The sequence below is a fragment of the Henriciella aquimarina genome, from assembly GCF_002088975.1.
Classification (GTDB): Bacteria; Pseudomonadota; Alphaproteobacteria; order Caulobacterales; family Hyphomonadaceae; genus Henriciella; species Henriciella aquimarina.
The window spans coordinates 46,030-57,434 of record NZ_NCST01000082.1 but is presented as its reverse complement, the minus strand read 5'-3'; the positions used below and the strand labels follow the sequence as shown (position 1 = coordinate 57,434).

General features: G+C 62.4%; 8 protein-coding genes. 3 read left to right on the top strand and 5 right to left on the bottom strand.

The genetic code is table 11. From position 1 onward, the window contains the following. A partial coding sequence (locus tag B8784_RS13355; protein ID WP_143435342.1) for a transposase occupies positions 1-273 on the bottom strand: 273 nt, incomplete at its 3' end. Between the two features lie 100 nt (positions 274-373). Then, positions 374-2,578: an excinuclease ABC subunit UvrB gene (gene uvrB / locus B8784_RS13350; RefSeq protein WP_084398442.1), complete on the bottom strand. Its 2,205-nt coding sequence runs from the start codon at positions 2,576-2,578 to the stop codon at positions 374-376. A 434-nt stretch (positions 2,579-3,012) separates the two neighbouring features. On the opposite strand from uvrB, the gene B8784_RS13340 reads away from it, so the two are divergent. After that, complete coding sequence (locus B8784_RS13340; protein ID WP_084398440.1) at positions 3,013-3,744, top strand: HNH endonuclease; 732 nt, start codon at positions 3,013-3,015, stop codon at positions 3,742-3,744. A 34-nt stretch (positions 3,745-3,778) separates the two neighbouring features. Here the strand turns inward: B8784_RS13340 and B8784_RS21345 are convergent, their stop codons facing one another. Both B8784_RS21345 and B8784_RS13330 read right to left on the bottom strand, forming a co-directional pair. Then, positions 3,779-4,903, bottom strand: coding sequence for a hypothetical protein (locus tag B8784_RS21345; protein ID WP_143435475.1), 1,125 nt, complete (start codon positions 4,901-4,903; stop codon positions 3,779-3,781). After that, a complete protein-coding gene (locus B8784_RS13330) occupies positions 4,900-7,284 on the bottom strand; it encodes a hypothetical protein (RefSeq protein WP_084398438.1) in 2,385 nt (794 codons plus the stop codon). The genes B8784_RS21345 and B8784_RS13330 overlap by 4 nt, the downstream gene beginning before the upstream one ends. 148 nt (positions 7,285-7,432) lie before the next feature. Here B8784_RS13330 and B8784_RS13325 point away from each other — a divergent pair, with 148 nt between their 5' ends. Further along, on the top strand, positions 7,433-7,762 hold the full coding sequence (locus tag B8784_RS13325) for a hypothetical protein (protein ID WP_084398437.1): 330 nt from the start codon (positions 7,433-7,435) through the stop codon (positions 7,760-7,762). 134 nt (positions 7,763-7,896) lie between these two features. After that, positions 7,897-9,720: a DUF885 domain-containing protein gene (locus tag B8784_RS13320; RefSeq protein WP_084398436.1), complete on the top strand. Its 1,824-nt coding sequence runs from the start codon at positions 7,897-7,899 to the stop codon at positions 9,718-9,720. Between the two features lie 268 nt (positions 9,721-9,988). Here B8784_RS13320 and B8784_RS13315 read toward each other — a convergent pair whose 3' ends face one another. Further along, positions 9,989-11,392, bottom strand: a complete 1,404-nt coding sequence (locus tag B8784_RS13315; RefSeq protein ID WP_407646486.1) for an NAD(P)(+) transhydrogenase (Re/Si-specific) subunit beta — start codon at positions 11,390-11,392, stop codon at positions 9,989-9,991. Positions 11,393-11,405: the final 13 nt, after the last annotated feature.

Sequence of the window (11,405 nt, the reverse complement as noted above, 5' to 3'; positions counted from 1 at the left end):
AATCTCGTTCGCCTGGCGAAGCTCCTTCACTTCGCGCTCAAGCATCTTGATCCGCTCGCGCTCTTCGGTGCTTGGTCCCGCCCGCTTGCCGGCATCCCGCTCGGCCTGCGCCACCCAGCCATGCAGCGTCTGCGGCACGCACCCGATCTTGCCGGCAATCGAGACGATCGCTGCCCATTGCGACGGGTACTCCCCGCCATGCTCCATCACCATCCGAATGGCTCGCTCACGCACCTCTGGCGAGTAAGGATGTCTCTGCTTCCTGTCTGTCATAAAACCACTCTCTCAATGAAAATGGCCTCCGGCAAACCCGGCGCGGTTCAAACGTGTAGAAGACATTTATTGGCCGAATTGTCCTGGTTTGAAATAGCCCCTAAAGCCCCAGCTCGCTCTCCCGCAGCTTCTTCACTTCATCCCTAAGCCGCGCCGCCTCTTCAAACTCCAGATTCGCCGCCGCTTCGCGCATCTGTTTTTCCAGGTCGGAGATGACGGCCTGGACGTTGTGGCCGGAGCCGGGCTCGAGTTTGGCGACGGCTTCCTCGGCCAGGCCGCGCGCCGGGACGCGGCGGGACTTGCCGCCCTTGAGCTGTTCCGACTTGCCGGGGCGGGCTTCGCCGAGATCGGCGAGGATGTCGGCGACGGCGCGCTTGATCGTGGTTGGCGTGATGCCGTGTTCCTCATTGTGGGCGATCTGCTTCTCGCGCCGGCGCTCGGTCTCCTCCATGGCGCGCGACATCGAACCGGTGATCTTGTCGGCATAGAGGACGACGCGGGCATCGGCATTGCGCGCCGCGCGGCCGATGGTCTGGACGAGCGAGGTTTCCGAGCGCAGGAAGCCTTCCTTGTCGGCGTCGAGAATGCCGACAAAGCCGCATTCCGGGATGTCGAGGCCCTCGCGCAGCAGGTTGATGCCGACCAGCACGTCGAACTCGCCCAGCCGCAGGTCGCGGATGATCTCGATGCGCTCGACCGTGTCGATATCGGAGTGCATGTAGCGCACGCGCACGCCGTTCTCGTGGAGATATTCGGTGAGGTCCTCGGCCATCTTCTTGGTGAGCGTGGTCACCAGCGAGCGCATGCCCCTGGCGGCGACCTCCTTCACCTCGGCCAGCAGGTCGTCGACCTGGTTGATATTGTTGTTCTCCTTCGTGCCGGTGACGGGGCGGACCTCGACCGGCGGATCGACCAGCCCGGTGGGGCGGATGACCTGCTCGGTGAACACGCCGCCGGTCTGCTCCAGCTCCCAGGGGCCGGGCGTCGCCGAGACGTGGACGGTCTGCGGGCGCATCGCCTCCCATTCGGGGAATTTGAGCGGGCGGTTGTCGATGCAGGACGGCAGGCGGAAGCCGTATTCGGCGAGCGTGGACTTGCGGTTGAAGTCGCCGCGGAACATGCCGCCGATCTGGGGCACGGTCTGGTGGCTCTCATCGACGAAGACGAGGGCGTTATCGGGCAGGTATTCGAACATGGTCGGCGGCGGCTCGCCCGGCTTGCGGCCGGTGAGGTAGCGCGAATAGTTCTCGATGCCGTTGCACGAGCCGGTCGCGGCCATCATTTCGAGGTCGTAGGTGCAGCGCTGTTCGATGCGCTGGGCCTCGAGCAGCTTGTTGTGCTTCTCGAAGTGGGCGATCGTGTCGCGCAGCTCGGCCTTGATGGAGTTGATGGCGTTGTTGAGCGTCGGGCGCGGCGTGACGTAGTGGCTGTTGGCGTAGAGCTTGATGGCCGGCAGGTCCTGGATCTTCTTGCCGGTGAGCGGGTCGAATTCCACAATGGATTCAAGCTCGTCGCCGAAGAAGGAGAGCTTCCACGCGCAGTCGTCATAGTGCGCCGGGAAGATGTCGAGCACGTCGCCCTTCATGCGGAAGGTGCCGCGCTGGAAGGCGGCGTCGTTGCGGGTGTAGTGCAGGGAGACGAGTTTCTCGGCGACCTGTTTGGGCTCGATCTGCTGGCCTTCCTCCAGCTTGAACGTCATCGAGGTGTAGGTCTCCACCGAGCCGATGCCGTAGATGCACGACACCGAGGCAACGATGATCACGTCGTCGCGCTCCAGGATGGCGCGGGTGGCGGAGTGGCGCATCCGGTCGATGGCCTCATTGATGGAGGATTCCTTCTCGATATAGAGGTCCGAGCGGGGCACATAGGCTTCCGGCTGGTAGTAGTCATAGTAGGAGACGAAATACTCCACCGCATTGTCCGGGAAGAAGGATTTCATCTCGCCATAGAGCTGCGCGGCGAGCGTCTTGTTGGGCGCGAGGATGAGGGCCGGGCGCTGCACCGCCTCGATCACCTTGGCCATGGTGAAGGTCTTGCCGGTGCCGGTCGCGCCGAGGAGGACTTGGTCGCGCTCGCCGGCCTCGATGCCCTCGACGAGCTCCGGGATGGCGGTCTTCTGGTCGCCGGCGGGCTCATAGTCGGAGGCGACCTGGAAGCGCTTGCCGCCCTCGATCTTCTCCCACTGCCGGTCGGGCCGGTGCGGCGTCCAGTTGTCGGACGGCAGGCGGCCGGCGGCATCGGATGCCGCGCCGGACCAGTCAAATGTCGCAGAGGCGTCCTGAACGCCGGAAGGGGAACGAGCCATGAACGGAAGATGGGGCAGGGGTGGTGTGCCGTAAAGGGGGCACTGCTGACAGGGGTGTGTCAGGAGTGGTGCCAAATGCACGAAGTGGAAATTAATAGAAAGACACGCTTGAGTAGAAAATTAGACTGGGATAGCATTATTGCTAATGCTGAAATTAGAAGACAGTTCGCGAGATACCGCTGAGGTCGTAGACCTTCTTATGGAGGAGGCAGGCGAGAGTTGCCGGGCGATTGAGCTTAGCGACGGCTATCTCGCTGCCGTGATCAATCCATGCCTCGGGCCGGATGAGGACCGAGTGGCGCGTCTGATGTTGGCGGCACCGGACATGCTGGCTTTGCTGGAGGCGGCGAGTTCCGACGACTTGCCGCAAGACTTTCGTAATCGCGCCCATGCGATAGTCTCGGCTGTTCGAGGTGACAGTGGTCGGGAGCGGAATGGCGCGCAAGAATTGGGATCGCAGGCAGGTCACGCTCGCGATTGAGCTGTATACGCGGCTGCCCTTTGGGCGGCTACATAGCCGTAACCCGGAAATCATTGCCCTGGCTGAGCAGATTGGGCGTACGCCAAGTGCGCTGGCGATGAAGCTGGTCAATCTGGCGTCGCTGGACGAGGATCTGGACCGCAAGGGTCTTGGGAACGCTTCCTCGCTGGATCGAGAGGTGTGGGCGGACTTCACGGCGCATCCGACGCAATTCATTGAGCGGGCCCGGCGGATCGTGGGCGAGATATTCTACGCGGAGGCCGAGCCGTCAGCGGTGCTCGAAGTGGCCGAAGGCAAGGAAGTCGAGCGCATCGTGAAGGTGCGCCAGAACCAGCGTGTCTTCCGGGAGATCGTGCTGCCGTCCTATGACAATCAGTGCGCGGTTATCGGTAAAGTCTCGCCCGAGCTGCTCACGGCGAGCCATATCATTCCATGGAAGGCGCGTGAAGACACACGCCTCGATCCGCGCAATGGCATCAGCCTGAATTCGCTGCATGATCGCGCTTTTGATCGCGGGCTGATCTCCTTCCGCGATGACCTGACCATGATGGTCTCATCGAAGATCGTCGTGCCGGATCACGTCCGGTCGCTGTTCAACGAGGATATCCGGTTGCAGCCGGCGAAGTTTCGGCCTTTGCCTGAGTATTTGGAGCATCACCGGGATGTGGTTTTTGAGCTGCCGTAGTAATTTGTCTTCTGAGCACATCGATTCAAATTCACTAACTAGAATCGCGGCTCGCAAGCTGGATGTCAAAATCGATATCGGGAGTCAGACGCGTGATGATCAAATCATCGTCGCGGATAATTCGTTCCTGCGGCCTGCGGGTTTCACCCGACTTTGAAATAGAGCCAGCCATCAGCAACTCAATCGACTTCCGGGAAAGAGTAACTATTGCGGCTGGGATGCCACGTTCTGCAAGTTCGCGGGCAAATACCCCATCGAGTGATGAGTTCATCGCCATTCTGCCTGCGCCCGTCAAAAGGATGCTAAACCCTTCTTCAATCGTTTGACCTTCGACGACTAGTCTTGTGAGGTTCGTATCGGGGGCCGTTACCTGTTCAAAGAGAACTTCAGGTTTGTATCCCATGCCCAGAATAAGAGATTGAATGTACCTGCTTCGCATCGCGAGTTCTGCAGCACCGAATTCCCCATCATCTAAAGGTGTTCCATCCTGAGGGGGATCAACCGCGATTAGGTCGGGTATATCTGAATTGAATTCAGTTGCCCATCGCGAAGCAACAACCCAGCCTTTGAAGGGCACCCGCGAGCCTCGCCGTCGCCGTATTCGCCCAGTAGGCAATAATTCTGTGGACGGCATCCGAATTATCTCTGCACGTGCGACTTGTTTGAGTGCAAGCTTCACGGGTGCTGGCCACACCGCCTTAGTCCAGTCTGAAGTCTCGTGGCTCCCTTTGGCCTCGGCGATCACGAATCCAGAATTCGACCAGCCTACCCAGTCTGGCATGTCGCCCTCGATTCCTGCGCGCCGGCTCACTAAATAGTGCCCGGGCCACAACAGCATCCGGTTGCTTTCGATTGGTATCAGATTCTGCACGCCTTCATGATTCTCGAGATAAGCGCGTGCAACGAACCTTCCGAGGATGTTTGAATATGCTCGTTTTAGCTCTCGGCCAACGCCCGGACCTCGGTCACGCCAAACCAAATAGTTTGAGGTTGGCGATAACAGTTCACCGAATAAACCGATCCACGGCGTTACATTTATGCCCGTCTGTAAAGTCTCCTTGGCAGCGGCAAAAGCGACATCACTGAGATCGATATCGTGAACGGAAGATGTCGTTGGCCCGCTGGGTCCACGTCGACGAAGATTTACCTTGCGGATCATTGCGACAACCTGATCCTTCTCCCTGCACTCAGATGGTTCGCCGCGTTGACGATGGCGTCGGTGTCGATCTGGTAGTGCCGGTGCAAATCCGGGATGGTGCCGGTCTGGCCGAAGTGTTCGACGCCGAGGGGGGCGGTCATGTGGCCGGCGACGGAGCCGATCCAGGCGAGGGTGGCGGGGTGGCCGTCGGTGACGGTGATCAGGGTCGCGTCGCGCGGCACCTTTGCCATCAGGCGCTCGATCTGACTTTGCGCAGACGCATGCCCGCGGGCCCTTGCGCGGCGGGCGGCGGTCCAGCCTGAATTGAGCCGGTCGGCCGACGTCACCGCCAGCACGCCGATGTCGCGCCGGTCGTTGCCGATGCGCCCGGCGGCTTCGATGGCTTCCGGCGCGATGACGCCCTGATAGGCGATGACGACCTCGCAATTCGGCCCCGGCTCGCGCAGCCAGTAGGCGCCGTCGACCACGCCGCGGCGGAATTCTTCGTCATCTCGGTTACGCGGCCCGAGCTGTTCGATGGGGCGGGTCGAGAGGCGCAGATAGACCGAGCCGCCAGTCTCGTCGCGCAGCCAGGTGCGCTCGTCGGGGTCGTTCTCGCCGGAGCGCTGGAGATAGTCGAAGCTCCAGTCCATGATGATGGAGAGCTCGTCGAGGAAGGCCGGCTCGAAGCTGACAAGCCCGTCTTGGCTCATGCCGATGAGCTGGGTGCCGACCGACTGGTGCGCGCCGCCTTCCGGGGCGAGCGTGATGCCCGACGGGGTGCCGGCAAAGATGAAGCGCGCATCCTGGTAGCAGGCATAATTCAGCGCATCGAGGCCGCGCGCGACGAACGGGTCGTACAGCGTGCCGATGGGGATGAGCCGCTCGCCGAAATGCGAGTGCGCAAGGCCCGCCTGGCCGAGCAGGAGGAAGAGGTTCATCTCCGCAATGCCGAGCTCGAAATGCTGGCCGTCGGGCGAGAATTCCCATTTCTGCGTCGAGGGGATCGACTGTTCCTTGAAGGTGTCGGAGACCTCGCGACGGGCAAAGAGCGAGCGCCGGTTCACCCAGGCCGAGAGGTTGGTGGAGCTGGTGACGTCCGGCGACATGGTGACGATGCGGTCGGCCAGCTCGGAGTCCGACTTGGCGAGCCCGTCGAGGATCTTGCCGAAGCCGGCCTGGGTGGCGAGTTCGCGGTCGTCGAGCCAGACGGGGCCGGGGCTTTTGACCTCCGGCGCGGTGTAGCGGCGCGTGCCTTTGGCGAAGAAGGGGACCTGATCGAGGAAGGCTTTCAGCGCGGCCTCGTCCTTCACCGTCGCGAACTTGTCCCATTCCTCGCCTTCGGGCACGCCCATGGCCTTCTGGAACTCGGCCATTTGCGGCTTGTTCATGATGCCGCCATGATTGTCCTTGTGCCCGGCGAGCGGGGTCTGCCAGCCCTTGATCGTATAGGCGAGGAAGACGGTCGGCTTGTCGTCATCGATGGCGTCGAAGGCGTCGGTCAGCGTTTTGAGGCACTGGCCGCCGAGATTGTTCATCAGCGCGTCCAGCTCCTCATCGGAGCGCTTGTCGAGCAGCTTGGAGACGTCGCCCTGGTCGCCGATGTCGTTCATCAGCCGTTTGCGCCAGGCCGCGCCGCCCTGATAGGTGAGGGCCGAATAATCCATGTTCGGGCAGTTCTGGATCCATTCCTTCAGCGCCTCGCCGCCCGGTTCCTTGAAGGCTTCGCGCTGCAGGACGCCGTGGCGCAGCACCACGGTGCGCCAGCCGAACGCCTTGAAGATGGCGTCGATCTTCTCCCACAGGCCCTCATGGACGACGCCGTCGAGGCTCTGGCGGTTATAGTCGATCACCCACCAGGTGTTGCGCAGATCGTGCTTCCAGCCTTCCTGCAGGCATTCATAGACATTGCCCTCGTCGAGCTCGGCATCGCCGACGAGGGCGACCTGCCGGCCGAGCGGCTTGTCGCCCGACCAGTCCTTGGCGGCGATATAGTCCTGCACCAGCGAATTGAAGGCGGTGGCCGCGACGCCAAGGCCGACGGAGCCGGTGGAGAAGTCGACATCGTCTGTGTCCTTGGTGCGGCTGGGATAGGATTGCGCGCCGCCATAGGCCCGGAAGGCTTCGAGCTTCTCGCGCGTCTGGTTGCCCATCAGATACTGCATGGCATGGAAGACCGGCGAGGCGTGCGGTTTCACCGCGACGCGGTCTTCGGGTTTCAGGACGTGGAAATAGAGCGCGGTCATGATCGGTGTCATCGACGCACAGGAGGCCTGGTGGCCGCCGACCTTGATCGCGCCGTCGCCCTTGGGCCGGATATTGTTGGCGTTGTGGACCGTCCAGGCCGACAGCCAGAGCAGGCGCTGTTCGATGGTCTTCAGCATGTCGAGATCGGCGGGCATCGGGAAAACTCTTTGCAATTGCAATCAAGGGGACGCGCCGTCTTCGCATGGGTCGCAGGCCGGGTCCAGATGGTGGCCTGATGCGGCGCGGAACCTGCCCGCGGCTGTGCCCGTTTCTCTGGCAAGACATCAGAAAAGGAGACAGACCATGGCCGAGCGCGACCATCAGAGAGTTGAAGAAGTCGACCGCCAGCGCGGTTATGGCGAAGGCTTTCGCAAGGGCGAGAGCGTCGAGGAGCAGCAGACGAAAGCGGCGGGCTACAAGGATGGCTCGCCCGTGGCTGACCAGCCGGAGCATGAGGCCGACCTTGTCACCGACATGGAGGATGAGCGTCTGCCCAATGTCCCGAATGACGGGACGGATGACGACTCCAGTGCCGAGATCGAAGGCCATGCCGCCATGAAGAAGAAGCCTGACGGGCATATTCTGGAAGACGCCTATTCGGTGCCCGACCCGGATGTCGAGCCGAAATCCTGACCTGCCAGACCCGGTGCTTCGGCACCGGGTTTTTTCATGCGCAATGTGCGGTCTTGGCGTCAGCTCCCGAGGTGCTAACACTTGCAGCATCGCTCCGGGTGGTTCGGAGCTGACATATTTCAGGGAGTATTCTCATGACATTGCGCGGATTGTTCGCGGCCGTTTCGGTCAGCGCCCTTGTGGCGGCGGGCTGTACGACGGCGGCGGATACAGAGCCGGCGGCGGGTGACACCACCGCGGCCATGACCGACACGGCGCCTGCGCCGCAAGCAGCGGCAAACGACACCTCCGAAGAGATGGCGCCGGAAAAGGCGAGCGGGGAATGGGATGCCTTCATGGCCGATTTCCTCGAGACCTATTTCGAGCTCAACCCGACCTTTGCCATTTCCCAGGGCAAGCATGAGTTCGACGGCGAGCTGCCGGACTGGAGCGAGGCTGGCCTGCAGGCGCAGATCGACATGCGCCAGGACATGATCGACAAGGCCGAAGCCATCGATCCGGCCACGCTGGACGATGCCGACGCCTTTGAACGCCAGTATTTCATCAACACGATGAAGGGCGAGCTGTTCTGGCTGGTCGAGGCGGATGCGCCGCACACCAACCCGTCCTTCTATCTCGGCCCGCTCGGCCCCAGCGTCTATGTCGCGCGGCCCTATGCCGATGCCGAGACGCGGATGAAGGCTTTCATCGACTATGCGAAGAACGTCCCCGAGGCGGCTGAACAGGTGAAGGCGAACCTTGAGGTGCCGATGCCCAAGACGTTCGTGAAGCTCGGCACGGCCGGCTTCAACGGCCTTGCCGATCACTATGAAGGCGGGGCGAAAGATGCCTTTGCCGAAGTGGACGATCCGGACCTGCAGGCCGAATACGATGCGGTTGTCGCAGATGCCGCCGCCGCGATGCGGTCGGTCGCCGACTATATCGAAAGCAAGCCCGGCACCGATGACGGCTATGCGCTGGGCGCGGAGCGGTTCTCCGACATGATCCGCCTGACCGAAGGCGTCGACATCTCGCTGGAAGAACTGGAAGCGGTGGGCCGAGCTGATCTCAAGGCTAATCAGGATGCACTGGCCGACGCCTGCGCCGACTTCGCGCCGGGCGAGACGATGTCGGACTGCATGGCCAAGATGGCGGCCAACAAGCCCGAGAACGGCCCGGTGCAGGAAGCCCGCGACTCCCTGCCGGCGCTGAAGCAGTTCATCCTCGACAATGACCTCGTTTCCATCCCGGGAACGGAAGAGGCACAGGTCGAGGAATCGCCGCCCTATCGCCGGCAGAACTCGGCCTACATCTCCATTCCGGGGCCGTACGAAGTCGGTCTGCCGTCGGTCTATTACATCTCCCCGCCGGACCCGAGCTGGGACGAGGCGACCCGCGCTGCCTACATCCCGGGCAAGCTCGACCTGCTGGGCACGACGATTCACGAAGTCTGGCCCGGTCACTTCCTGAACTTCCTGCACGCCAACCGGTCCGACTCGGTCTTCGGGCAGATGTTCGTCGGCTATGCCTTCGCCGAAGGCTGGGCGCACTATACCGAGGAGATGATGGTGGATGCAGGGCTGCACGATGGCGATCCCGAAACCAAGATCGGCCAGCTCTCCAACGCGCTGCTGCGCAATTGCCGCTATCTCTCGGCCATTGGCCTGCACACGCAGGGCTGGACGACGGATGACAGCTATGAGCTGTTCCGCAAGGAATGCCATATCGACCGCGGCAACGCCCTCCAGCAGGCCGCACGCGGGACGTATGACCCGGCCTATCTGAACTATACGATGGGCAAGCTCATGATCCGCAAGCTGCGCAATGACTGGGTCGAGGCCAACTTCCCGGATGCCGAGGGCACCGAAGGCTGGAAGGAATTCCACGACGAATTCCTCTCCTATGGCGGCCCGAACATCCCGCAGGTCCGTCAGGCCATGATGGACGAGGACGAAGCCCACGCGGTGTTTGGGGAATAGGGAGAAGTGATTCCTGTGTTTGCGCTTTCCCACGGCTTGACCGTGGGATCCATCTCCCCCCGTCGCGTTTGAGGACGCGGCAGGAGATGGGCACTGCGGTCAAGCCGCAGTGAGGCGTATCCCGGGAAACGCAGCAAAAAGAAAAGCCCGGCCAGAGCGGCCGGGCTTTTTGTTTGTGTATCGTCTCCGGCGCCTATCAGCCACTGCCGTGGCCTTTTCCGCCTGAAATCGATTCACTGGATCGATTTCTGCGGCTACGCCGCACCGGCTACAAAGCCTTCACAATGTTCTCGACCATCTTCTTCGCGTCGGACAGCAGCATCATGGTGTTGTCCTTGAAGAAGAGCTCGTTCTGGATGCCGGCATAGCCCGACCCCATGGAGCGCTTGATGAAGAGGACCGTGCCGGCGTCCTCGACGTTGAGGACCGGCATCCCGTAGATCGGCGAGGACTGGTCGGTCTTCGCAGCCGGGTTGGTCACGTCGTTCGCACCGATCACGAAGGCCACATCGGCGGTGTTGAACTCGGAATTGATGTCTTCCAGCTCGAACACCTCGTCATAGGGCACCTGCGCCTCGGCGAGCAGCACGTTCATGTGGCCCGGCATACGGCCGGCGACCGGGTGAATGGCGTATTTCACCTCTACGCCTTCTTCCTTGAGAAGCTCGGCCATTTCCTTCAGCGCGTGCTGGGCCTGTGCCACCGCCATGCCGTAGCCCGGCACGATGATGACCTTGGAGGCGTTCTTCATGATGAAGGCCGCATCGTCGGCCGAGCCCTGCTTGAACGGGCGGTCGACATCCGCGCCGGCGGCCGCGCCGCCATCATCGTCAGCGCCGAAGCCGCCGAGGATGACCGAGATGAAGCTGCGGTTCATGCCCTTGCACATGATGTAGGACAGGATCGCGCCCGACGAACCGACAAGCGCGCCGGTGATGATCAGGGCGAAGTTGCCGAGCGTGAAGCCGAGCGCGGCCGCTGCCCACCCGGAGTACGAGTTGAGCATCGAGACCACGACCGGCATGTCGGCCCCGCCGATCGGGATGATCAGCGTGATGCCGAGGACTAGGGCCAGTGCTGTCAGCGCCCAGAAAGCCCAGGTTGCCGAGCCCGCCGACATGATCAGCAGGACGACCAGTGCCACGATGCCGCCCGCGAGCGCGATGTTCAGCAGGTGGCGGGCCGGCAACAGGATGGGCGAGCCCGACATGTTGCCGTTGAGCTTGGCAAAGGCGATCACCGAGCCGGTGAAGGTCAGCGCACCGATGGCGGAACCGACCGACAGCTCGATCAGCGAGACCATGTGGATGTCGCCAACGATCCCGATGCCGAAGCCGGCCGGGGCGTAGAGCGCGGCTGCGGCCACGAGGACGGCGGCCAGGCCGACCAGGGAGTGGAAGGCGGCGACAAGCTGCGGCATGGCGGTCATGGCGATGCGCCGGGCGATGATCGCGCCGACAATGCCGCCGACAGCGGCGCCGCCGATGAGAATGCCCCAGGTGATGGCGTCGAGCTGGTCCCACCAGAGGGCGATGGTGGTGCCCACGGCAATGGCCATGCCGATAATGCCGTTACGGTTGCCCTTGCGCGCCGTGGACGGGCTGGAGAGCCCGCGCAGCGCGAGGATGAAAAGCATGCCCGCTATGAGATAGAGAAGCGGGGCCCAGGTGATTTCGAACTGTTGC